Genomic DNA, 21,846 nt, shown 5'->3' with positions numbered 1-21,846 from the left:
TCGTCGGTGGACCGGCCGGGGCGTGCTGCGCGCCCGGTTCGTCACGAACGCCCTTCCAATGCAGGACATCCGTCCGATCTCTGAGTACGGTCCGGCGTGTGCCGGACCGATTCCGTACGTCATCACCATCATCCGTGAGCCTGGTAGGAAGGCAATCCCTCATGAGGCATCGTTCCCGTTCGTTCCTGACCGCACTCGTCGCGCTCGGCGCGGTCGCGCTGTCCGCGTGCAGCGGCGGTTCCAGTGACGTCGTCGGCGGCACCGAGACCGCCGACGGCAGCGGCGGCACGATCAACCTGTTCGCGTATGCGGTGCCCAAGCCCGGATTCGACAAGGTCACCGCGGCCTTCGCGGAGACCGAGGATGGCAAGGGGGTCCGGTTCAATCCGTCGTACGGTGCCTCGGGCGACCAGTCCCGCAAGGTCAAGGACGGCGCGCAGGCCGACTTCGTGAACTTCTCCGTCGAACCCGACATCACCCGACTGGTGGACGCCGGCCTTGTCGACGAGAACTGGAACAAGGACGCCTACAACGGAATTCCGTTCGGGTCGGTCGTCACGATCGTCGTCCGCGAGGGCAATCCGAAGAACATCCAGGACTGGGACGATCTGCTGCGTCCGGGTATCGAGGTGGTCACCCCCAACCCGTTCAGTTCCGGTTCGGCGAAGTGGAACCTGTTGGCGCCGTATGCCGCGAAGAGCGACGGTGGCCAGAACCCGCAGGCGGGACTCGACTACCTCGGCAAGCTCGTGAGCGAGCACGTGAAGGTGCAGCCCAAGTCGGGACGCGAGGCCACGGAGACGTTCCTGCAGGGCACCGGTGACGTGCTGCTGAGCTACGAGAACGAGGCGCTGTTCACCGAGCGCAACGGCGACCCGGTGGAGCACGTCACTCCGCCCGCGACGTTCAAGATCGAAAATCCGGCCGCGGTCATCTCCAACAGCCCCAACGCGGCCCAGGCGACCGCGTTCCGCGACTACCTCTACACCGCCGACGCCCAGCGACTGTGGGCGGAGGCGGGTTTCCGTCCCGTCGACCCGGCCGTGGCGCAGGAGTTCGCGGCCGACTTCCCGCAGCCGCAGAAGCTGTGGACCATCGCCGACCTCGGGGGCTGGAAGACCGTCGATGCCGAGTTGTTCAAGCAGGGGACCGGCAGCATCGCGGTGATCTACGAGAACGCGACCAAGTAGCTCGCGCGCAGGCACGGTGAGGACACGGGACCGGACGCGGCACGCACATTGCGCCGCGTTCGGTCCGCACCTTGCCAGCCGCTAGGGTGGTCGGGTGGATCAACTCGCGAACTGGTGGGACGGCGCCGAACTGTGGATCGCCGGCCTGCCGTTCATTCCCCAGGTTCTCCTGGTGCTCGCGGTGATGATCCCGGCCTGCTTCGGTATCGCCTGGATGCTCGACCGCGTGTTGTCCGCGGTGTTCGCTGCAGTCGGTCGTGCCGAACCGGCCGCGTCGGATGTCTGCGCGGACGCGCGCTCGAAGGTGGAGGGTTCCTGATGCCGCGCTCACGCGTGACCCTGGCTCTGATCGCACTTATCGTCCTGGTCGTCATCGCCTGGTACTTCACCCGCTGAGGCCTGCCCGACTACGGCCGTCCCGGTCACCAGAAAAGCGATTCGGACGGCGGTTCGGCGCTCTGCTAAAGTCTGCCGCGTGTCTGTAGTCGTCGCCCACCAGGTCCGCCATGAACTGGCGTTGATCGCTGTCGGCCGACTTGCAGTTGCCGACGTCGACTGTTGTTGATCACCTCGTCGGTGTTCGCCCAGTCGTGACACTCGTGTTCGGTCCGAACGCGTAGCTCTTCCCCGAGTCACCCCGCTGCCCTGCGTGCCGCGAACGCCCCCCCTGCGCCCCGATAGCTCCCGCCGCCCGACCGTCCGGTCGGTCCGCTCTGCTGCGAGCTCTTCTGCATCTGCCGGCACTGTAGGAAGGTAAGTCCCTATGAACCATCGGTCCCGCCCCCTCGTGGCTGCGTTCGTCGCCGTCGCCGCGGTGGCGCTCGCCGGGTGTAGCGGCGGTTCGAGTGACGTCATGGGTGGCGGCGACGGCAGTGCCGACGGCAGTGGCGGCACGATCAACCTGTTCGCATACGGCGTCCCCAAGCCGGGCTACGACAAGGTCACCGCGGCGTTCGCGGAGACCGACGAGGGTCAGGGCGTGCGGTTCAATCCGTCGTACGGTGCCTCGGGCGACCAGTCCCGCAAGGTCAGGGACGGCGCGCAGGCCGATCTGGTGAGCTTCTCCGTCGAGCCGGAGATCACCCGGCTCGTCGAGGCGGGTCTCGTCGACGATTCCTGGAACCAGGACGCATACGGCGGTGTCCCGTTCGGGTCGGTCGTCACTCTCGTCGTGCGGGAGGGTAATCCGAAGAACATCCGCGACTGGGACGATCTGCTGCGTCCGGGGATCGAGGTGGTCACCCCCAACCCGTTCAGTTCGGGTTCGGCGAAGTGGAACCTGTTGGCGCCGTACGCCGCCGAGAGCGAGGGCGGCCGGAACCCGCAGGCGGGACTCGACTACCTCGGCAAGCTCGTGAGCGAGCACGTGAAGGTGCAGCCCAAGTCGGGACGCGAGGCGACCGAGATGTTCCTGCAGGGCACCGGTGACGTGCTGCTCAGCTACGAGAACGAGGCGCTGTTCACCGAGCGTAAGGGCGATCCGGTGGAGCACGTCACGCCCGCTGTGACGTTCAAGGTGGAGAACCCGGTTGCCGTCGTCTCCACGGGCCGCAACGCGTCCACCGCCGTCACGTTCCGTGAGTTCCTCTACACCCCTGCAGCGCAACGTCAGTGGGCACAGGCCGGGTTCCGTCCCGTCGACCAGGCCGTGCTGGCCGAGTTCGCCGCGGACTTCCCGGAGCCGCAGAAGCTGTGGACCATCGCCGACCTCGGTGGTTGGGACGCCGTCGACCAGGATCTGTTCGAGCAGGACTCGGGACGGATCGCCGCAATCTACGAGAACGCGACCAAGTGATGACGACCGTGACGACTCAGCCGGCCCGACAGCCGGCGCAGACACCCTCACCGAAACCGAAGACCCGCTCGCGGCGCAGGTTTGCCGTCACCGGTGCCGTCGGGCCGCTCGGCATCGGTATCGCCGGCCTCTGGCTCAGCGTCATCGTGCTCCTTCCGTTGGCGGCGCTGACGGTCACGTCGTTCGAGAACGGCTGGGCCGGCTTCTGGGACGCGGTCACCGCTCCCGGCGCGCTGGCGGCGCTGCGGGTGACGGTGGTGGTCTCCGCGATCGTCGCCGTGATCAACGTCGTGATGGGCACTGCCATTGCCTGGGTGCTGGTGCGCGACGAGTTTCCCGGCAAGCGGATCGTGGGCGCACTCATCGATCTCCCGTTCGCGCTGCCGACGATCGTCGCGAGCATCGTGCTGCTCTCGCTCTACGGGCCGCAGAGCCCCGTCGGTATCCACCTCAACGCCACGCAGCCGGGTCTGATCGTCGCGCTGGCCTTCGTGACGCTGCCGTTCGTCGTGCGCTCGGTACAGCCGGTGCTGATCGAGGCCGACCGAGAGGTCGAGGAGGCGGCCGCGTCGTTGGGTGCGAACAACTGGACCATCTTCCGCTCGGTGGTGCTGCCGACGCTGGCGCCGGCGGTCATCAGCGGTGCCGGGCTGGCGTTCGCCCGGGCGATCGGCGAGTACGGCTCCGTCGTCCTGATCGGCGGCAACATTCCCCGCGAGACGCAGGTGGCGTCGCAGTACATCCAACAGCAGATCGAGATCGACCGTCCGGTCAGCGCCGCGGCCGTGTCGGTGGCACTGTTGGCGATCGCGTTCGTCACGCTGTTCGTCCTGCGCCTGTTCGCGGCCCGTAACCAGCGCCGAGAGGAGCACGCCCAGTGAAGCTGTCCCCGAAGGCGCGGATCGGTCTGCGGACCATCGTCCTCGCCTACCTCTTCGTCCTGCTGGTCCTGCCCATCGCAGTGATCCTGTACCGCACGTTCGAGAACGGCTTCGTCGCGTTCTTCCACGCGATCAGCACCCCGGCCGCCATCTCGGCGCTCAACATGTCGCTGATCATCGTGGCGATCGTGGTCCCGTTGAACGTGGTGTTCGGCATCGTGACGGCGCTCGCGCTGGTGCGCGGACGCTTCCCGGGCCGCGGTCTCCTGCAGTCGGTGGTGGACCTGCCGTTCGCGGTCTCGCCAATCGTCGTCGGTGTCTCGCTGATCCTGCTGTGGGGGGCGAACGGCTGGTTCGGTGGGATCGAATCGACCGGCTTCAAGGTGATCTTCGGGCTGCCGGGCATGGTGATCGCCACCATCTTCGTGACCCTCCCGTTCGTGGTGCGCGAGGTGGAACCCGTGCTGCACGAGATCGGTGAGGAACAGGAGCAGGCCGCCGCGACGCTCGGCGCGTCGAAGTGGCAGACGTTCAGCCGGATCACCCTGCCGGCCATCCGCTGGGGCCTGACCTACGGCGTCGTCCTCACCGTCGCCCGCGCGCTCGGCGAGTTCGGCGCGGTCATCATGGTCTCGTCCGGCATTCCCGGCCAATCGCAGACCCTGACCCTGCTCGTGCACTCCCGCTACATCGACGACCACAACACCTTCGGGGCCTACTCGGCGGCAACGCTGCTGATGGGTATCGCCCTGATCACCCTGCTGCTGATGACTCTGCTCGACCGCAAGAGGAGCACGACATGATCACCGTGACCGGTGCGCGCAAGAACTACGGCGACTTCGCCGCGCTCGACGATGTCACCCTCGACATCCCGTCGGGCTCGCTGACCGCCCTGTTGGGCCCCAGCGGCTCGGGCAAGTCGACGCTGCTGCGGTCGATCGCCGGCCTCGAACATCCCGACTCGGGCACCATCACGATCGCCGGCAAGGACGTCACCGGCGTGCCGCCGCAGAAGCGGGACATCGGCTTCGTGTTCCAGCACTATGCGGCGTTCAAACACATGACCGTGCGGGACAACGTCGCGTTCGGGCTCAAGATCCGCAAGCGCCCCAAGGCGGAGATCACCAAGAAGGTCGACGATCTGCTCGGGATCGTCGGGCTGGACGGCTTCCAGCACCGCTACCCCGCACAGCTGTCCGGCGGACAGCGTCAGCGCATGGCCCTCGCCCGTGCGCTCGCCGTCGATCCGCAGGTGCTGCTGCTCGACGAGCCGTTCGGCGCGCTCGACGCGAAGGTGCGTGACGACCTGCGGACGTGGCTGCGCCGCCTGCACGACGAGGTGCACGTCACCACGGTGCTGGTCACCCACGACCAGGAGGAGGCCCTGGACGTCGCCGACCGGATCGCGGTGCTCAACAAGGGCCGCATCGAGCAGGTCGGCACCCCGCAGGAGCTGTACGACACCCCGGCCAACGACTTCGTGATGTCGTTCCTCGGCCCGGTCGCCCGGCTCAACGGGCAGCTCGTGCGCCCGCACGATCTGCGCCTGGACCGCAACCAGCTGCCGCAGTCGTTCGCGGCCACGGTCTCCCGCGTCGTGCACCTCGGATTCGAGGTCCGCGTCGAGCTGCAGCCCAAGACCGGAGCGCAGGAGCTGTCGGCGCAGATCACCCGCAGCGACGCCGAGGCGCTCGGTCTGCGCGAGGGCGAGACCGTGTACGTGCGGCCCAGCGACATCGCAAGCTAGTCCGCCGAGCAAAGACGAAAGCCCGGCTCCGCCAAGGTGGAGCTGGGCTTTCGTCGTCGTCCGACGGGTCAGGACCCCAGCGAGCCGAACGACAGTGAGCCACTGCCGCTCTCCGGCGGCGCCGGGTAGTCGGGGGCGAGCTCACGCATCAGGTCCAGGGCGACCCCGTCGGTGTGCTCCGAGTCGCCGTTCGCCATGACCGTCACACCCCATCCCTCGGACGGCACGAGGTAGGTGGCGCTGGTCATTCCCGAGGCGCCACCGTCCTTGAACGCGTACGGGCGGTTGATCCCGTTCTGCGGGGGGAACAGCTGCCAGGCCATGCCCATCTGCATGTTCGGCATCTTGGTCGGCGCCACGCCCGGGATCGGATCGAGCATCGACTGCAGAACCGGAACCAGCGGCTCGTCCCCGTAGCCGAGGGTGGCCGCCACCCACTTCGCCATGTCCGCCGCCGTGCTGATCAGACCGCCGCCGCCGGCCAGCGCACCGGTGTTGTTCCAGAGGTCGGTCGGGCTGCCGTTCGCGTAGGGCACGGCCAGGTCCGGGGTGGGGCTTTCGATGACGGTCCCGGTCATGCCGAGTGGACCGGTGAGCTCGCGCTGGACCACGTCGGCGAAGCGGGGCTCGGCGTGACCCGGTGCGTACGCATCGGCCATCAGGGTGCCCAGGGTTCCGAAACCGAAGTCCGAGTAGATCCACTCCGATCCCGGTGCGCTCGCCAGCGAACCCGGCGCCTCCAGCCCCTCCCACAGCAGGGTGCGGTTGTAGAGCGCCTTCGCGTCCGAGCACCCGTGGTCGCCGCCTCCCGGGCAGCCGGCATTCAGGTTGCCCGGGTCGTCGGTGAGCCCCGACCGGTGGGTGACGAGATCCCCGAGCGTGACGACCGTGTCGTCCATCGTCGGGAACGTGACGTCGTGCTCGTAGTCCTGGGCGAGATCGCCGAGAGTGGAGAGGCCTTCGTCGATCCGCTTCGCGAGCAGTCCCGCGGTGAACGTCTTGGTTTCCGAGGCGATCTCGAACTGAGTCTGCGGACCGACCGGGCGCTGATTCTCCTTGTCCGCCAACCCGAAGTGGTATGTGGTGGTGATCGCCTCGTCGGGCTTGTCGGGGTTGCGCTTGACGATCGCGATCGACATGCCGGGTGCACTGTGGCCGACCACCTTCGATGCGGCCCGGGCCACGGCTCGCGTCTCCCACCCGTCACCGATCGACGACCCTGCATTCGGGACGGGAATCGCTGCGGAGGCTGTCGGTGCGAGGGTGGCGGCGAGCACCAGGGATGTCGCAGTCGCCAGGGCGGCGGCGCCGGCCCGTCGATACGGGCGGCGGAGAGTCGGTTGCATGATCACGAGAGTAAATCTGAGGTAATGGTTTTCGTCAGATTTTTCCCGTAGCGGTCGGGACCGACCTGCGTCCGAACGAACGTTGGATCAGGGGAGTGCGGTCCAGGCACTCACGCAGTGGTACGAGCGGTTCTGGTACACCAGGGGAGCCGCGAGCGACTCGGCGTCGTGGATCTCCGTCACAGCGGCCGTGACGACCAGTGCCTGCCCGACCTCGGTACGCGTGAGCGGGGTGCAGCGCAGCACTGTGCCGGTGTCGTGCAGGAGTGGCTCACCCGATCCCAGTGTCGACCAGGCCGTGTCGACGCCGAACCGGGTGTTGCCGGACGCCGCGAACCGACGGGCCAGCGCCACGTTGTCGGCGGTGAGCAGGTGCACCAGGACGCTCGACGCCACCGCGATCTCGGCGGCAGAACCCCGCAGGGCCTGTAGCGAGAAGCCCAGCACGGCGGGATCGGCGGAGATCGACGCGACCGACGACGAGGTGATGCCCACCGGGCCGGCGGCACCCTGTGCGGTGATGATCGCGACGCCCGCGGGGTAACCCCGGAAGGCGCGCCGGAAGTCTTCGCCGAGCAGGGGGTTCGGGGCAGTGGTCGTCAACGCGAGGTCCTTCGTCGAGGCGGGGGTGTCACTGACGACGCTAGAACCTCGAGTTGACTCGAGGTAAAGGGATTGTGGTCGACGCCACGGGTACGGCTCCCTACGATGACGTGCATGACCCCACCCAGCGACATCACCGGCGATCTCCCTGCCGGGATCGGGCGTCCGGCTACCCGGGCGCTCGCGCAAGCCGGCATCACCACGCTGGAGGCCGTCGCGCAGCACTCGGCGAAGGATCTCCTCGCGCTCCACGGCGTCGGTCCCAAAGCGCTCCGGGTGTTGACCGACTCGCTGGGCGAGCGCGGTCTCGGCTTCCGAACCGACAACGCCTAGCGCGTGGCGTGCCCGGGCGGTGACTCGGGGTCGAGTGGCATGGTCTCCGCGGTCCCCGCCTGCACTGCGCGCCCGTAACGCCCGAGGTAGTCACTTTCGAGGTCGTCGGCGTACGCCTGACCCGGCCAGCTGTCGGGCAGGGGACGGCCGCCGTGGGTGCACCGGATTCGGCGCGCGGGTCCGAGCTCGGGCAGGGTGCCCCGGAAGTCGCAGCGGTCGAAGGTCGTGAGCGCCGAGAACGTGGTGTCGGCGAATGTGCACTCGACGAAGCGGCCGCCCACCAGCTTCGCGTCGGTGAGGTCTGCTCCGCGGAACGTGCACCGCTCGAACACGGTGTTCTCTCCGAGTGTGAGTTTGCGCATCGATGCGCCGGTGAAGTCGCAGTCGGTCAATCGCCGCCCGATCCGTGCCCGCGTCAGGCGCGCCGATCTGAAACTGCACCTTGCGAAGAATCGGTCGAACGTGCTGCCCGACGCGGAGATTCCGTCGAAGCGGCTGTCGCTCACCTCGGTCTCGACGAAGTGGAGGGTTCCTCGGGCGTAGCTCAGGTCGAGCCGCTCGAGCGTGAGGTACTTGATCGAGAGCGGGTATCCGCGAGCCATTTTCACGCCGCGCAGGTCCACACGACCGTCGTCGTCGGTTCCGAACGGGGACGTGATCTCGTGTGTGCGTCCGACGAATCCGGCCTGATCGACGAACTGGCGCGCGAGCTGGGCTGTGGTCTCGGAACTCCACCTGCCGCGCAGCGATGCGGCACTCGCCGCGCTGTGCTTGTCGGTCGTCACCGACTCACTGTAAACGTCAGGCGGAGAGTCGCCACGAGTCCGCTGCGCCGAGGGCGGTCCGGTACCGATCGAGCGCAACTTCGGCGACGTTCCGGTGTGCGCCGATCGTCTCGGCGAACACGACGTCGGGAGCGGCGTCGAGTGCGGCTGCGCCGAGACGGTCGGTGAGGCGTCCCGGCGCCAGGAACCACGGGGCGATCACGATGCGCTCGACCCCTCGCGAGCGCAGCTGTGAGATCGCCTGTCCGACGGTCGGTTCGGCGGAGGTTGCGAAGCAGGCGGCCGTCGCCCACAGGTTGCCGTCGGCGAGGACGCCGGCCAGTGCACGGGTGCGATCGTTGGCCCGCGAATCGGACGAGCCGACCGCGGCGAGCACGACTCCGGCGCGGGTGTCGTCGGTGGCGACACCGGTCTCGGTGATCCGGTCCCGCACCGCGTCGACGAGGCGGCGGTCGTGGCCCAGGACGTCGGACTGGACGAGCGTCAGCTGCGGGTGCCGTGCGCGGGCAGCGGCCAGGATCCCGGGCAGATCCACGCGGGCATGGAACGCGCTGCCGAGCAGCAGGGGCACCACCACTGCAGCGGTATGCCCCTCCGCGGCGACGGCGTCGACGACCTGGTCCACCGACGGCGTGTTCAGGTCGAGGAAGCACAACCGGACGTCGACGTCCGGCCGCTGCGCGCGGATCGCCGCCACGGCAGCCGTGACCACCCGAGCGGATCGGGGATCACGACTGCCGTGTGCGACGGCGATCAGTGGAGTCACGGTGTCAGACCCGCTCACCGAGCTCGACCGCGGCGATGGCGTCGCCCACCAGACCGGCCGCGAGCGTGTTGCCGCCGGCGGGATCGATCAGCAGGAAACTGCCGGTGTGCCGGTTGACGGTGTAGTCGTCGGCCACGATCGGTTCCGCGACACGCACCGAGATCTTGCCGATCTCGTTGAGCTCGAGGGTTTCCGGGGACAGCTCCGACGTCAGTTCCTGCTCGTCGAGGCGCTCGACGAGCGCGCCGACGATGGCCTGCGTGGTGCGGGTGCCGTGCTTGAGCAGCAGGCGTGCGCCCGGACGAAGCGGCTTCTCGGCGAGCCAGCACACGGTGGCGTCGAACTGGTCGATCGGCTCCGGCGCGCCGGACGGCGCCGCGATGGTGTCGCCGCGGGAGACGTCGACGTCGTCGGCGAGCACCAGCGTCACGCTGCGGCCCGCGTGCGCGACGTCGAGTTCGCCGTCGGCGGTGTCGATGCGGGTGACCGTCGTCCGGGTTCCGGACGGCAGGATCACCACCTCGTCGCCGGGAACGACCGAACCGGCCGCTACCTGACCGGCGTAGCCGCGGTAGTCGGGGAACTCGGCGGTGCGCGGACGGATCACGTACTGCACGGGGAACCGCAGACCCACGGCGTGCTTGCCCTCGTTGTCGCTGTCCACGGGCACCGATTCGAGATGCTCGATCAGCGTCGGCCCGTCGTAGTACGGCGTGTTGTCCGACGCCACGGCGACGTTGTCGCCGTGTAGCGCGGACACCGGGATCGCCTGGACGTCGGCGTCGTCCCAGCCGAGAGATCCGGTCAGCGAACGGAACTCGGCCGTGATGTCGGCGAACACCTGCGCCGGATCCTCGACGAGGTCGATCTTGTTGACCGCCAGCACCAGTCGCGGCACTCCGAGCAGCGCCAGCACCGCGGCGTGCTTACGGGTCTGCGAGATGACGCCCTTGCGCGCGTCCACCAGGAGGATCACCAACTGCGCGGTGGACGCGCCCGACACGGTGTTGCGGGTGTACTGCACGTGGCCCGGGGTGTCGGCCAGCACGAACGAGCGGCGCGGTGTCGCGAAGTAGCGATATGCGACGTCGATCGTGATGCCCTGCTCGCGCTCGGCACGCAGGCCGTCGACGAGTAGCGACAGGTCGGGGGTGGACAGGCCCTTGTCGACCGACGCGCGGGTGACGGCGTCGATCTGGTCGGCCAGAACGGATTTGGTGTCGTACAGCAGCCGGCCCACGAGAGTGGACTTGCCGTCGTCGACGCTGCCCGCGGTAGCGAGTCGTAGCAGGTCGCTCATGATCAGAAGTAGCCCTCTCGCTTGCGGTCTTCCATGGCCGCTTCGGAAACTCGGTCGTCGCCGCGGGTGGCGCCGCGCTCGGTGAGCCGGGACGCCGCGACCTCGGCCAGGATGGCCTCGTTGTCGGCGGCCTCGGACAGCACCGCGCCGGTGGTGGATCCGTCACCGACGGTGCGGTAGCGGACCGACAGCGTCTGCAGCTCTTCGCCTTCGGCCGGGCCACCCCACACGCCCGGGGTCATCCACATGCCGTCGCGCTGGTACACCGGACGCTGGTGGGCGTAGTAGATGCTCGCCAGTTCGACGTTGTCCCGCGCGATGTAGCGCCAGATGTCGAGTTCGGTGAAGTTGCTCAACGGGAAGACGCGGACCTGCTCGCCGGGGGAATGCCGGCCGTTGTACAGGTTCCACAGCTCGGGACGCTGACGCTTGGGGTCCCACTGCCCGAACGCGTTGCGCAGCGAGAAGATCCGCTCCTTGGCGCGAGCCCGCTCCTCGTCACGGCGCGCTCCGCCGAACACGGCGTCGAAGCGGTGCTCGGCGATCGCGTCGAGCAGCGGCACGGTCTGCAGCGGGTTGCGGATCCCGTCGGGGCGCTCGGTGAGGCGGCCGTCGGCGAGGTAGTCCTCCACCTTGGCCACGTGCAGGCGCAGGTTGTACTTCGCGACGACGTGGTCGCGGAAGTCCAGCACCTCCGGCAGGTTGTGTCCGGTGTCGACGTGCAGCAGCGCGAACGGCAGCGGGGCCGGCCAGAACGCCTTGATCGCCAGGTGCAGCAGCACCGTCGAGTCCTTGCCGCCCGAGAACAGGATCACGGGCCGCTCGAACTCGCCGGCCACCTCACGGAAGATGTGGATGGCCTCGGACTCGAGGGCGTCGAGGGTGTCGAACTTGTTGCCGTCGAGCTGAAGCCGCGGCTCGGGGAGGGAGATGTCGATGGTCATGAGGCGTGCAACCCGCATTCTGTCTTGGCCGAACCGGCCCACCGACCGCTGCGCGGATCGGCGCCGGGGAGAGGTTTGACGGTGCACGGAGCGCACCCGATGGAGGGATACCCCTCGTCGACGAGCGGATTCACCAGGATCGAGTGCTCGTCGATGTACGCCTGCATGTCGTCGTCGGACCATGCAGCGATGGGATTGATCTTCACCAGTCCGAACGCCTCGTCGAACGAGATCAACGGCGCGTTCGCCCGGGTGGGGGCCTCGACCCGGCGGATGCCGGTGACCCACGCCCGGTAGTTCTTCAGCGTCGCCTTCAGCGGCGCGACCTTGCGCAGCGCGCAGCAGCGGTTGGGCTCGCGGGCGAACAGATCCTTGCCCTCGGCCGCGTCCTGCTCGGCGACCGAGACGTCGGTCTGTGCGTTGATGACGTTGACGCCGTACACCTGCTCCACCGCGTCACGGGTGCCGATGGTCTCGGGGAAGTGGTATCCGGTCTCGAGGAAGAGCACGTCCACGCCCGGATGGACCTGTGCGGCAAGGTGAACCAGCACGCCGTCCTGCATGTTCGACGCGACGATGTAGCTGTTGCGATACCCCGTCGCTTCGCTCGCCCCGGCCCCGAACGTGTCCTCGGTCCACTGCAACAATTCCCGTGCGGACGCGCCGTCCAGCTCCGCTGCGCCCTGCGCGGCAAGTGCCCGGAGCTCGTCCTGGGTTGCCGTGGTGATGTCGATCGTCAACGCAAATCCCCCTCGTCTGCTCGAACTGCCCACTGTGCGAAGCGTTCACCCTCGTTGCGGTGCTTCACGAAGTTGCGCACCACCCGGTCGATGTAGTCGCCGAGTTCGGCGCTGGTCACCTTGTGCTGGCGCAGCTTCCGGCCGAAGGCGCTGTCCAGGCCGAGGCTGCCGCCCAGGTGCACCTGGAAACCCTCGATCTGGTTGCCCTCGCCGTCGTCGACCAACTGGCCCTTGAACCCGATATCGGCGATCTGGGACCGGCCGCACGAGTTGGGGCAGCCGTTGATGTTGATCGTGATCGGGACGTCCAACTGGGCATTGATGTCCGCGAGCCGCTCCTCGAGTTCCGGCGCGAGCACCTGCGAGCGCTTGCGGGTCTCCACGAACGACAGCTTGCAGAATTCGATACCACTGCAGGCCAGCAGGTTCCGACGCCAGTGCGACGGCCGGGCGTGCAGGCCGAGGGGCTGCAGTTCGGCGATCAGTTCCTCGACCTTGTCGTCGGGCACGTCGAGCACGATCAGCTTCTGGTACGGCGTGAAGCGGATGCGGTCGGAGCCGACCGCCTCGGCCGCGGCGGCGACCTTGGTCAGGATGGTGCCCGACACGCGGCCGGCGATGGGGGAGAACCCGATCGCGTTGAGGCCGTTGCGCAGCTTCTGGACGCCGATGTGGTCGATCGGGCGCTCGGGCTTCTCCGGCGCGGGGCCGTCGATGAGGGGCCTCTTCAGGTACTCCTGTTCGAGAACTTCCCTGAACTTCTCGATGCCCCAGTCCTTGATCAGGAACTTCAGCCGCGCCTTCGCGCGCAGCCGGCGGTAGCCGTAGTCGCGGAAGATCGAAACCACGGCCTCCCACACGTCCGGGACCTCGTCGAGCGGCACCCACACGCCGACGCGCTGCGCCAGCATCGGATTCGTCGACAGGCCGCCGCCCACCCACAGGTCCAGGCCCGGACCGTGCTCGGGGTGGTTCACGCCCACGAACGCGACGTCGTTGATCTCGTGCACCACGTCCTGCTGCCCGGAGATCGCGGTCTTGAACTTGCGCGGCAGGTTCGAGTACTCGGGATCGCCGATGTAGCGGCGGACGATCTCGTCGATCGCCGGGGTCGGGTCGAGGATCTCGTCGAACGACTCGCCGGCCAGCGGGGATCCGAGCACGACGCGAGGGCAGTCGCCGCACGCCTCGGTGGTCTTGAGACCGACGGCCTCGAGCCGCTGCCAGATCTCGGGGACGTTCTCGATCTCGATCCAGTGGTACTGGACGTTCTCGCGGTCCGAGAGGTCGGCGGTGTCGCGGGCGAACTCGGTCGAGAGTTCGCCGATCGTGCGCAACTGCGCGGCGGTGAGGGCGCCGGCGTCGCACCGCACCCGCATCATGAAGTACTTCGCCTCGAGCAGGTCGATGTTCTCGTCACCCGTGAAGGTGCCGTCGTAGCCCTCCTCGCGCTGCGTGTACAGGCCCCACCAGCGCATGCGGCCGCGCAGATCGGCCTTGTCGATGCTGTCGAAACCCTGCTTCGAGTAGATGTTCTCGATGCGCGTGCGGACGTTGAGCGGATTGTCGTCCTTCTTGATCTGCTCGTTCGCGTTGAGCGGCTCGCGGTAGCCGAGGGCCCACTGGCCCTCGGAGACACGCTTTTTCGGACGCGCGGTGCGCGCCGGCGGGCTCACGGCAGATTCGGCGTCGGTGGTCGACGTCATGGGTGCTCCTGAATTTCGTGAATCTCACGGTGCACCGGTCGAAGACAGGGAGAGGAGGGCTGCTTCCTCGCGGGGTCGTCCTCGGCCGGCCGGATTACGGGCCTAACGGGGGGAGACGAACGCAGGCGAGCGCCGCTGCTTCAGGGCAGGGAAACGCTGGCCGCTACACGCCGCAGGACAGACAACAACAGCTACAGACACGCTTGAGGTCGACGTGGCGCCGCGCCACCAATCGCACCCCGGTATCTGTCATGCGGGCCATTCTGCCACGGGATTTGCCGTCTGCCGACCACCGGGAGCATATTTCCCCGAAAATTCCGGGAAATGTCCTGATGGGCGGGCGTTCGTGGCGGCAGATCGGATGGCTGGGACACTGGAGACGTGAGTGGATCAGTGGTCGATGTCGAATCGACACGCCTGGAACTTCCCGTGTCGGCGCTCGAAGGAGTGGGGACACGGCCGTTCGGCATCTACGTCCACGTCCCGTTCTGTGCCACGCGGTGCGGGTACTGCGATTTCAACACCTACACGGCCGGGGAACTCGGCACGTCGGCGTCGCCGCAGTCCTGGCTCGAGGCATTGAAGCGCGAGCTCGCGTCGGCGGCCGAGATCACCGGCGCTCCGAAGGTCGACACGGTGTTCGTCGGCGGCGGTACGCCCTCGCTCCTCGGCGGCGACGGCCTCGCCGAGGTCCTCGGGGCTGTACTGGCGAGCTTCGGCCTCGCCGACGGCGCAGAGGTGACCACCGAGTCCAACCCGGAGTCCACGTCGCCGGAGTTCTTCACCAGGCTGCGCGAGGCGGGTTTCACGCGGATCTCGCTGGGCATGCAGTCGGCCGCCGAGCACGTGCTGCGGGTGCTCGACCGCACCCACACTCCGGGCCGGGCGGTGGCCGCCGCACGTGAGGCGCGGGCCGCCGGGTTCGACCACGTCAACCTCGACCTCATCTACGGCACCCCCGGCGAGACCGATCGCGACCTCGACGCGTCGCTCGACGCGGTCCTCGGCGCGGGCGTCGACCACGTCTCCGCGTACGCGCTGATCGTCGAGGACGGCACCGCGCTGGCCCGCAAGGTGCGACGTGGCGAACTGCCCGCACCCGACGACGACGTTCTGGCCTCCCGCTACGAACGGATCGACGCGCGTCTCGCCGACGCGGGGTTGCACTGGTACGAGGTGTCGAACTGGGCCGCGAACGATGCGTCGCGCTGCCGCCACAACCTCGGCTACTGGGACGGCGGCGACTGGTGGGGTGCCGGCCCGGGCGCGCACAGCCACGTCGGTGGGGTGCGGTGGTGGAACGTCAAGCATCCCGCGCGCTACGCGGACCGGCTGTCGGCGGGGGAACTCCCGGTCGGGGGCAGCGAGACGCTCACCGCTGAGGACGCGCACGTGGAACGCGTCATGCTGACCGTTCGGCTACGCACCGGGCTGCCGCTGTCGGATCTGGGCGACAGTGAACGCGGTGCCGCCGAGCGGGTGGTGGCGGACGGACTCGCGCGCGTCGAAAACGCCCACCTGGTGCTCACCGATCGTGGGCGGCTGCTCGCCGACGCCGTGGTCCGGGACATCCTGGATTGACCCGGGGCCGATCTACTCGGTCGGTGCCGCGTCGTAGTCGTAGACCCGTGCGTGCAGCACGACGCGGTTGCGCAGGGCCGAGCGTACGGCGTGATGGACGCCGTCCTCGAGGTAGATGGTCCCCTCCCACAGCACAGCGTGGGGGAACAGGTCGCCGTAGAAGGTCGAATCCTCGTCCAGCAGCCGGTCGAGCTGCAACACCCGGGTGGTCGTCACGATCTCGTCGAGGCGCACCTGCCGCGGCGGTATCTGGGCCCAGTCGCGCAGCGTCAATCCGTGATCCGGATACGGCTTGCCTTCCCTGACACCCTTGAAGATCATGTTCACCGCCCGTAGTTCTCGACCGTAGGACGGGTCCTGCGGCCCGACCGGTGACCACAGTACGGCCTACGAGGCAATTGTTCCGTGTGCCTCGAATGTCCGGCGCGGCCTGCGAAGTTCCGTCCGGGCGGGGCCATTAGACTGGGTACCGAGGTGGATCCCGCGCAGGGCGGGAGGCACGGCTCCGGGACGGCCCGGGCCGCAGCGCGAAACGGAGGTGGGTGGCGGTGGCGAGCACGGAGGAACGACGATTCGAGGTACTCCGGGCGATCGTCGCCGACTACGTCTCGACGCAGGAGCCGATCGGGTCGAAGGCCCTGGTCGAACGTCACAACCTGGGCGTCTCCAGTGCCACCATCCGCAACGACATGGCGGCCCTCGAGGCCGAGGGGTACATCACCCAGCCGCACACCAGTTCGGGCCGGGTACCGACCGACAAGGGCTACCGCCAGTTCGTCGACCGGATCGCCGACGTCAAGCCGCTCTCGGCGGCCGAGCGCCGCGCGATCCTCGAGTTTCTCGAGTCCGGTGTCGACCTGGACGACGTCCTTCGGCGCGGGGTGCGGCTGCTCGCGCAGCTCACCCGGCAGGTCGCCGTCGTGCAGTACCCCACGCTGTCGGCATCGTCGGTGCGTCACCTCGAGGTGGTGGCCCTCACGCCGGCGCGCCTGCTGATGGTGCTGATCACCGACTCCGGACGCGTCGACCAGCGAATCGTCGAACTCGGCGACGTGATCGACGACGAGGACCTGTCCCGGCTGCGGGCGCTGCTCGGCGGTGCGCTCGAAGGGAAGCGGCTGGCCGCAGCTTCCATCGCGGTGTCCGAACTGGCCGAGGATGCGCCCGAGAATCTGCGCGATGCGGTGATCCGCTCGGCCACGGTGCTGGTAGAGACCCTGGTCGAACACCCCGAGGATCGCCTGGTCCTGGGTGGGACCGCGAACCTGACACGCAACGCGGCCGATTTCACCATGCAGGCGGGGCTGCCCGGCTCACTGCGCTCCGTGCTCGAGGCGCTCGAGGAGCAGGTGGTGGTCCTCAAGCTGATCGCGGCGACGCAGGACGCCGGTCGCGTCACCGTGCGTATCGGTGAGGAGACACAGGTCGAGGAGATGCGGGGCACCTCGGTGATCTCCACGGGTTACGGCACGGCCGGTACCGTGTTCGGCGGTGTGGGGGTCCTCGGTCCCACCCGGATGGACTACCCGGGAACAATTGCCTCGGTGGCTGCCGTTGCCAGGTACATCGGCGAAGTACTCGCCGAGCGATAGGGCGCGGACGGGCGCCACGTGGCCGGGCCGGGACCGACCGGTGCCGGGCGACGCTCACCGTTTGATGCGAACGATGTAGAGAAGGACGAGATACCCAAAGTGGCACGGGATTACTACGGCACGCTCGGCGTCGGACCGAAGGCGAGCGATCAGGAGATCAAGCGGGCATACCGAAAGCTCGCCCGTGAACTGCATCCGGACGTCAATCCCGACGAGACGGCGCAGGCCAGGTTCCGTGAGGTCTCCACGGCCTACGAGGTGCTCTCGGATCCCGAGAAGCGCCGCATCGTCGATCTCGGCGGCGACCCGATGGAGTCCGGCGCCTCGGCCGGAGCGGGCGGCTTCAGCGGGGCCGGGTTCGGTGGTCTCGGCGACGTGTTCGAGGCGTTCTTCGGTGGCAGCGGCGGAACCGCGCGCGGCCCGCGTGGGCGGGTGCAGCCCGGCGCGGACTCCCTGCTGCGCACCAAGCTGACCCTCGCCGAGTGCGCCACGGGCGTGACGAAGACGATCACCGTCGACACCGCGATCCTGTGCGACGGGTGCACCGGTTCGGGCACACACGGCGACTCCCAGCCGGTCCGCTGCGAGACGTGTGGCGGCGCCGGCGAGGTCCAGTCCGTGCAGCGCTCGTTCCTGGGCCAGGTCATGACCTCGCGTCCCTGCCCGACGTGCCGTGGCGTCGGCGAGACCATCCCGGATCCGTGCCACAAGTGCGGTGGAGACGGCCGCGTCCGCGCCCGCCGCGACATCACCGTGAAGGTCCCGGCCGGTGTCTCGGGTGGCATGCGCATCCGCCTCGCCGCGCAGGGCGAGGTCGGCCCCGGCGGCGGCCCCGCCGGTGACCTCTACGTCGAGGTCATCGAGCAGCCGCACGAGGTGTTCGTCCGCGACGGCGACGATCTGCACTGCACCATCCGGGTCCCGATGGTCGACGCGGCCCTCGGCACCACCGTCACGCTCGACACCATCATCGACGGTCCCACCGAGATCACCGTCGACCCCGGCACGCAGCCCGGATCGGTGTCGGTCCTGCGTGGCCACGGCATGCCGAAGCTGCGCTCCACGGTGCGCGGCGACGTCCATGCGCATCTCGAGGTGGTCATCCCGTCGAGGCTCGACGGCAAGCAGAGCAAGCTGCTGCAGGAGTTCAAGAATCACCGCGACCGCGATCAGGCCGAGGTCGTCTCGACCGGATCGCAGAACAGCGGCGGCCTGTTCTCCCGGCTGCGCGACGCCTTCAGCGGCCGCTGATCGGCGTCGGACCCGATGGCTGCGACCGTCTTCTATCTCGACCCCCTGCCCGACGTCGGCCGTCCCGCAGTGCTCGACGGGCCGGAGGGCCGGCACGCCGCGACAGTGCGGCGCATCAAGCCGGGTGAGCGTCTACTGCTCGCGGACGGTCGCGGCGGTCTCGCCGACGCCGTCGTCACCGCCGCCGGGAAGGACCGCCTCGACCTCGAGGTGACAGCCCGACTCGACCAGCAGCCGCCCACGCCGCAGGTGACCCTGGTGCAGGCGCTACCGAAGGCCGAACGCTCCGAACTGGCCGTCGAACTTGCCACCGAGGCGGGGATCGACGTCGTCGTGCCGTGGCAGTCGTCGCGCTGCGTCGCCCGCTGGGAGGGCGCCAAGATCCACAAGGGCGTCACCCGCTGGCGCAACGCGGCGATCGCGGCGGCGAAGCAGGCCCGGCGCTCGTTCGTGCCCGAGGTCGCCGACCTGCACCACACGCAGCAGGTACTGGAGCGGGTGCGGGAGGTCGTCGGACGCGGTGGCGTCGTGGCAGTGCTGCACGAGTCGGCGAAGTCGCCGTTCGCGTCGCTGCCGCTGCGGGACGCGCCCGAGGTGATGCTGGTGGTCGGCCCCGAAGGGGGACTGTCCGACGACGAGATCGCCGCCCTCACCGGTGCGGGAGCCACCGCCGTCCTGCTCGGGCCGACGGTGCTCCGCACCTCGACGGCGGCCGCGGTGGCGCTCGGGGCGATCGGCGTGCTCACCGACCGCTGGTCGTCCGCGCCCATCGACTGAAGGCACTTCGTGCCCGTGCGCCTTTTTGGTACCTCCCGCTACCGAAAAGGCGCACGGGTGGCGCAGCCGCCCACGACACAGGAGTGAGATCCATGCCCCGGACGCGCATCGAGTACGGACCCGAACCGCAGCAGTTCGGTCACTTCTACGCGCCCGAGGGCGCGGGGGACGGTCCGGTGCCGGTCGTCATGGTGATCCACGGCGGCTACTGGAGCGGGCAGTACCACCTCAATCTCGGGACCTCGTTCGCGGTGGAACTGGCCCGCAGCGGCGTCGCGGTGTGGAACATCGAGTACCGCCGGATCGGCGCGGGCGGACGGTGGCCCGAAATGTCGGCCGACGTCGTGGCCGCGCTGGACGCGATCGCCGGACCGGTCGCCGAAGCGTCGCCCGTGCCGTTGGATCTGGACCGCGTGCGCGTAGTCGGTCACTCGGCGGGCGGTCAGCTCGCGGTGTGGCTTGCCGGGCAACGTGATACGGCGGTCCGGCCGGAGCTGTTCGTGTCGCAGGCCGGTGCGCTGGATCTGGCGTCGGCCGCCGAGCGCGGCCGCCGGATCAGCTACATCGAGGACCTGTTCGGGGTGCCGTTCGACGTCGATCCCGAGCTCTACCGGTCGGCGTCACCGCAACATCGCGTGCCGATCGGGGTTCCCGTCGTCGTCCTCCACGGCACCGAGGACGCCCAGGTGCCGGCGAAGATCGCGTCCCGGTACGCCGACGCCGCCCGCGCCGCCGGCGACCCCGTGGAGCTGACGCTGGTCGAGGGCGAGGATCATTTCGCCTTCCTCGACCCGAACACGCGGAGCTGGAAGCTCTCCCGCGAGGTCCTGCTGGGCACTCAGTCCTGACCCGGGGCGGTTCGGCTCGGCAGGATCGCGGCGACCACCACCGCGCCGACCGCGAGGGCGAGACCGCCGACGAGGCTCGCCCGGGAGATCGCGTCGGCGAACGCGACCGTCGCGGCGTCCATGAGTGGCTGTGCCTGGGCGGCGCCGAACGGGTTCTTCGCCAGTTCCTCGGCGACGATCGCTGCGCCGCCCACCGATTCGCCCGACGCCTGCAACCCCTGGGCGACCAGATCTGCCTGCGCCCCGGTGAGTTTCGGAACCGGTAGCGCCGCCAGGAAGCCGGCGATCCCATCCTTGTAGGCGGAGGCGAGCACCGAGCCGAGGATCGCGATGCCGAGCGACCCGCCGAGCTCGATCGCGGTGTCGTTGAGTCCGCCGGCGGCGCCCAGGTCCTTGTCCGGGAAGCTCCCCATGATGGCGTCGGTCGCGGGTGAAACCGCCAGGCCCACACCGATGCCCAGGAGCACCAGGGTGGGGACGAAGTCGAGGTACGTCGAGGCGCCGTCGACGCGGACGAGCAGCAGGACGCCCGCCGCCGCGACGAGCATGCCGCCGGCGACGACGGCCCGGGCGCCGATGCGCGGCGTCAGCCGGGCGCTGGCCGCGGCACCGACGGAGACGGCGGCGGCCAGCGGCAGGAGCCGGACACCGGTGTCGAGGGGGCCGAAGCCGAGCACGAACTGGAATTGCTGGGCGACGAAGAACATCGCGCCGAACGCCGTCAGGAACACGAGCATCACCGCCAGTGACGCGCCGCCCACGGCCCGCTCGCCGAGCTTGCGCACGTTCAGCAGTGGCTGCGGGTGCCGCAGTTCCCACGCGAGGAACAGCATCAGGCCGACCACCGAGATCGCGGACGCGATGAGTGCCGATGCACCCCAGCCGAAGTGGAACCCGTCGATGATCGCGAAGACGAGGCAGCCGATCGTCACGACCGACAGCAATCCGCCGATCCAGTCGATGCGACCCAGTCCGTGGGCCTTCGACGGCGGCACCAGAACCAGCGCGGCGACGATCGCGAGAGCCGCGATCGGGACGTTGATGAGGAAGGTGGAGTGCCACGAGCGGGTCTCGAGCAACCACCCCGCCAGCAGCGGTCCCAGGGCGATGGCGAGACCGGACGTGGCCGCCCACGCGGCGATGGCGCGGGCGCGCTCGGCGGCAGGGAACGTCGCGACCAGGAGGGAGAGCGTCGCGGGCATGATGATCGCGGCGCCGACGCCCATGACCATCCGGGCCGCGATCACCGACGTGGTGCTGTCGGCGAGGCTTCCGAACACCGCGCCACCGCCGAAGACGAGCAGGCCGGCGAAGAGGGCCCCGCGTCGGCTGTACTTGTCACCGATGACGCCGAACAGCAGCATCAGTGCGGCGTAGGGGACGGTGTAACCGTCGATGACCCACTGGAGATCCGAGCTCGTCAGCTGCAGGTCGCGGGTCATGTCCGGCGCGGCGACGATGAGCGCGGTGTTCGCCATGACGACGATGAGCAGGCTCAGGCACAGCACCCCGAGGGCGGCCCAGCGGCGTGGGTACGGCTGATCCATCCGTTCGACCGGAGTGCCGGCGACTCCCGGCAGCCGAGACAGTGTGATCGTCATCCTCGAATTCCCTCCCGCCCAGGCGCGAGCACGCCGGCGATGTTGCACATTGATGTGCAA

23 protein-coding genes are annotated in these 21,846 nt (G+C 68.9%); 13 read left to right on the top strand and 10 right to left on the bottom strand.

From position 1 onward, the window contains the following. Positions 1–161 precede the first annotated feature (161 nt). The 7 genes from C7H75_RS15555 to C7H75_RS15530 all read left to right on the top strand — a co-directional run bounded on the left by C7H75_RS15555 (position 162) and on the right by C7H75_RS15530 (position 5,613). Entirely contained in the window at positions 162–1,190 is a 1,029-nt protein-coding gene (locus C7H75_RS15555; RefSeq protein WP_069856539.1) for a sulfate ABC transporter substrate-binding protein, read from the top strand. A gap of 94 nt (positions 1,191–1,284) precedes the next feature. Continuing rightward, on the top strand, positions 1,285–1,509 hold the full coding sequence (locus C7H75_RS15550) for a hypothetical protein (protein ID WP_005512307.1): 225 nt from the start codon (positions 1,285–1,287) through the stop codon (positions 1,507–1,509). Positions 1,510–1,665: 156 nt separating this feature from the next. After that, complete coding sequence (locus C7H75_RS26485; protein WP_350317242.1) at positions 1,666–1,755, top strand: Ms4533A family Cys-rich leader peptide; 90 nt, start codon at positions 1,666–1,668, stop codon at positions 1,753–1,755. A 198-nt stretch (positions 1,756–1,953) separates the two neighbouring features. Further along, entirely contained in the window at positions 1,954–2,985 is a 1,032-nt protein-coding gene (locus tag C7H75_RS15545; RefSeq protein WP_106851559.1) for an extracellular solute-binding protein, read from the top strand. Further along, the gene (cysT, locus tag C7H75_RS15540) at positions 2,985–3,866 is read left to right on the top strand and encodes a sulfate ABC transporter permease subunit CysT (RefSeq protein WP_022596711.1); all 882 of its coding nucleotides are present in this window, start codon (positions 2,985–2,987) and stop codon (positions 3,864–3,866) included. The genes C7H75_RS15545 and cysT overlap by 1 nt, the downstream gene beginning before the upstream one ends. Further along, positions 3,863–4,669: a sulfate ABC transporter permease subunit CysW gene (gene cysW, locus C7H75_RS15535; RefSeq protein ID WP_005512311.1), complete on the top strand. Its 807-nt coding sequence runs from the start codon at positions 3,863–3,865 to the stop codon at positions 4,667–4,669. The genes cysT and cysW overlap by 4 nt, the downstream gene beginning before the upstream one ends. Next, the gene (locus C7H75_RS15530) at positions 4,666–5,613 is read left to right on the top strand and encodes a sulfate/molybdate ABC transporter ATP-binding protein (protein WP_022596709.1); all 948 of its coding nucleotides are present in this window, start codon (positions 4,666–4,668) and stop codon (positions 5,611–5,613) included. Before cysW ends, C7H75_RS15530 begins: the two co-directional genes overlap by 4 nt. A gap of 68 nt (positions 5,614–5,681) precedes the next feature. Here C7H75_RS15530 and C7H75_RS15525 read toward each other — a convergent pair whose 3' ends face one another. Together C7H75_RS15525 and C7H75_RS15520 are read right to left on the bottom strand one after the other, a co-directional pair. Then, a complete protein-coding gene (locus tag C7H75_RS15525) occupies positions 5,682–6,959 on the bottom strand; it encodes a serine hydrolase domain-containing protein (RefSeq protein ID WP_233281776.1) in 1,278 nt (425 codons plus the stop codon). Between the two features lie 87 nt (positions 6,960–7,046). Further along, positions 7,047–7,562 (bottom strand): flavin reductase family protein, encoded by a 516-nt coding sequence (locus C7H75_RS15520; RefSeq protein WP_005512314.1) that lies wholly within the window; start codon positions 7,560–7,562, stop codon positions 7,047–7,049. 114 nt (positions 7,563–7,676) lie between these two features. On the opposite strand from C7H75_RS15520, the gene C7H75_RS15515 reads away from it, so the two are divergent. Beyond that, the gene (locus C7H75_RS15515; protein WP_233281775.1) at positions 7,677–7,895 is read left to right on the top strand and encodes a helix-hairpin-helix domain-containing protein; all 219 of its coding nucleotides are present in this window, start codon (positions 7,677–7,679) and stop codon (positions 7,893–7,895) included. Here the strand turns inward: C7H75_RS15515 and C7H75_RS15510 are convergent. From C7H75_RS15510 to C7H75_RS15485, 6 genes are read right to left on the bottom strand one after another with little or no spacing between them, the layout of a single operon-like run. Continuing rightward, positions 7,892–8,680 carry a pentapeptide repeat-containing protein gene (locus C7H75_RS15510; RefSeq protein ID WP_081120483.1) on the bottom strand — a complete coding sequence of 263 codons (789 nt, stop codon included), beginning with the start codon at positions 8,678–8,680 and terminating at the stop codon, positions 7,892–7,894. The two genes, C7H75_RS15515 and C7H75_RS15510, sit on opposite strands and share 4 nt — an antisense overlap. A gap of 16 nt (positions 8,681–8,696) precedes the next feature. Further along, complete coding sequence (locus C7H75_RS15505; RefSeq protein WP_044991231.1) at positions 8,697–9,446, bottom strand: sirohydrochlorin chelatase; 750 nt, start codon at positions 9,444–9,446, stop codon at positions 8,697–8,699. A gap of 4 nt (positions 9,447–9,450) precedes the next feature. Further along, positions 9,451–10,746: a sulfate adenylyltransferase subunit 1 gene (locus C7H75_RS15500; RefSeq protein ID WP_005512318.1), complete on the bottom strand. Its 1,296-nt coding sequence runs from the start codon at positions 10,744–10,746 to the stop codon at positions 9,451–9,453. Positions 10,747–10,748: 2 nt separating this feature from the next. Next, positions 10,749–11,690 carry a sulfate adenylyltransferase subunit CysD gene (gene cysD / locus C7H75_RS15495; protein WP_005512319.1) on the bottom strand — a complete coding sequence of 314 codons (942 nt, stop codon included), beginning with the start codon at positions 11,688–11,690 and terminating at the stop codon, positions 10,749–10,751. Then, positions 11,687–12,430 carry a phosphoadenylyl-sulfate reductase gene (locus C7H75_RS15490; protein WP_005512320.1) on the bottom strand — a complete coding sequence of 248 codons (744 nt, stop codon included), beginning with the start codon at positions 12,428–12,430 and terminating at the stop codon, positions 11,687–11,689. Before C7H75_RS15490 ends, cysD begins: the two co-directional genes overlap by 4 nt. Beyond that, positions 12,427–14,136 carry a nitrite/sulfite reductase gene (locus tag C7H75_RS15485; RefSeq protein ID WP_081181949.1) on the bottom strand — a complete coding sequence of 570 codons (1,710 nt, stop codon included), beginning with the start codon at positions 14,134–14,136 and terminating at the stop codon, positions 12,427–12,429. The genes C7H75_RS15490 and C7H75_RS15485 overlap by 4 nt, the downstream gene beginning before the upstream one ends. Positions 14,137–14,529: 393 nt before the next feature. Between C7H75_RS15485 and hemW the strand changes: the two genes are divergently transcribed. Next, entirely contained in the window at positions 14,530–15,717 is a 1,188-nt protein-coding gene (gene hemW, locus C7H75_RS15480) for a radical SAM family heme chaperone HemW (protein WP_081181944.1), read from the top strand. A 12-nt stretch (positions 15,718–15,729) separates the two neighbouring features. On the opposite strand, the gene C7H75_RS15475 is transcribed toward hemW, so the two are convergent. Continuing rightward, entirely contained in the window at positions 15,730–16,038 is a 309-nt protein-coding gene (locus C7H75_RS15475; protein WP_013416472.1) for a type II toxin-antitoxin system VapB family antitoxin, read from the bottom strand. Between the two features lie 227 nt (positions 16,039–16,265). On the opposite strand from C7H75_RS15475, the gene hrcA reads away from it, so the two are divergent. The 4 genes from hrcA to C7H75_RS15455 all read left to right on the top strand — a co-directional run bounded on the left by hrcA (position 16,266) and on the right by C7H75_RS15455 (position 20,185). After that, positions 16,266–17,309: a heat-inducible transcriptional repressor HrcA gene (gene hrcA / locus C7H75_RS15470; RefSeq protein ID WP_022596695.1), complete on the top strand. Its 1,044-nt coding sequence runs from the start codon at positions 16,266–16,268 to the stop codon at positions 17,307–17,309. 99 nt (positions 17,310–17,408) lie between these two features. Next, positions 17,409–18,560, top strand: a complete 1,152-nt coding sequence (gene dnaJ / locus C7H75_RS15465; RefSeq protein ID WP_005512325.1) for a molecular chaperone DnaJ — start codon at positions 17,409–17,411, stop codon at positions 18,558–18,560. Positions 18,561–18,575: 15 nt separating this feature from the next. Further along, complete coding sequence (locus C7H75_RS15460; protein ID WP_005512326.1) at positions 18,576–19,337, top strand: 16S rRNA (uracil(1498)-N(3))-methyltransferase; 762 nt, start codon at positions 18,576–18,578, stop codon at positions 19,335–19,337. Positions 19,338–19,429: 92 nt separating this feature from the next. Further along, on the top strand, positions 19,430–20,185 hold the full coding sequence (locus C7H75_RS15455) for an alpha/beta hydrolase family protein (RefSeq protein WP_069856533.1): 756 nt from the start codon (positions 19,430–19,432) through the stop codon (positions 20,183–20,185). Here C7H75_RS15455 and C7H75_RS15450 read toward each other — a convergent pair. Further along, entirely contained in the window at positions 20,176–21,786 is a 1,611-nt protein-coding gene (locus tag C7H75_RS15450; protein WP_013416468.1) for an MFS transporter, read from the bottom strand. The two genes, C7H75_RS15455 and C7H75_RS15450, sit on opposite strands and share 10 nt — an antisense overlap. Positions 21,787–21,846: the final 60 nt, after the last annotated feature.

This window comes from Rhodococcus (subgen. Prescottella) equi (genome assembly GCF_003013675.1).
Classification (GTDB): domain Bacteria; phylum Actinomycetota; class Actinomycetes; order Mycobacteriales; family Mycobacteriaceae; genus Prescottella; species Prescottella equi.
The sequence above is the reverse complement of the archived record's forward strand: the minus strand, read 5'-3'. Positions and strand labels throughout refer to the sequence as shown.

Bases quoted from the DNA above. Each gene is read 5' to 3' on its own strand.
- C7H75_RS15555 (WP_069856539.1), top strand. From the start codon at position 162: ATGAGGCATCGTTCCCGTTCGTTCCTGACCGCACTCGTCGCGCTCGGC.
- C7H75_RS15545 (WP_106851559.1), top strand. From the start codon at position 1,954: ATGAACCATCGGTCCCGCCCCCTCGTGGCTGCGTTCGTCGCCGTCGCC.
- cysT (WP_022596711.1), top strand. From the start codon at position 2,985: ATGACGACCGTGACGACTCAGCCGGCCCGACAGCCGGCGCAGACACCC.
- C7H75_RS15530 (WP_022596709.1), top strand. From the start codon at position 4,666: ATGATCACCGTGACCGGTGCGCGCAAGAACTACGGCGACTTCGCCGCG.
- C7H75_RS15525 (WP_233281776.1), bottom strand. From the start codon at position 6,959: ATGCAACCGACTCTCCGCCGCCCGTATCGACGGGCCGGCGCCGCCGCC.
- C7H75_RS15515 (WP_233281775.1), top strand. From the start codon at position 7,677: ATGACCCCACCCAGCGACATCACCGGCGATCTCCCTGCCGGGATCGGG.
- C7H75_RS15500 (WP_005512318.1), bottom strand. From the start codon at position 10,746: ATGAGCGACCTGCTACGACTCGCTACCGCGGGCAGCGTCGACGACGGC.
- cysD (WP_005512319.1), bottom strand. From the start codon at position 11,690: ATGACCATCGACATCTCCCTCCCCGAGCCGCGGCTTCAGCTCGACGGC.
- C7H75_RS15485 (WP_081181949.1), bottom strand. From the start codon at position 14,136: ATGACGTCGACCACCGACGCCGAATCTGCCGTGAGCCCGCCGGCGCGC.
- C7H75_RS15475 (WP_013416472.1), bottom strand. From the start codon at position 16,038: ATGATCTTCAAGGGTGTCAGGGAAGGCAAGCCGTATCCGGATCACGGA.
- C7H75_RS15460 (WP_005512326.1), top strand. From the start codon at position 18,576: ATGGCTGCGACCGTCTTCTATCTCGACCCCCTGCCCGACGTCGGCCGT.
- C7H75_RS15455 (WP_069856533.1), top strand. From the start codon at position 19,430: ATGCCCCGGACGCGCATCGAGTACGGACCCGAACCGCAGCAGTTCGGT.
- C7H75_RS15450 (WP_013416468.1), bottom strand. From the start codon at position 21,786: ATGACGATCACACTGTCTCGGCTGCCGGGAGTCGCCGGCACTCCGGTC.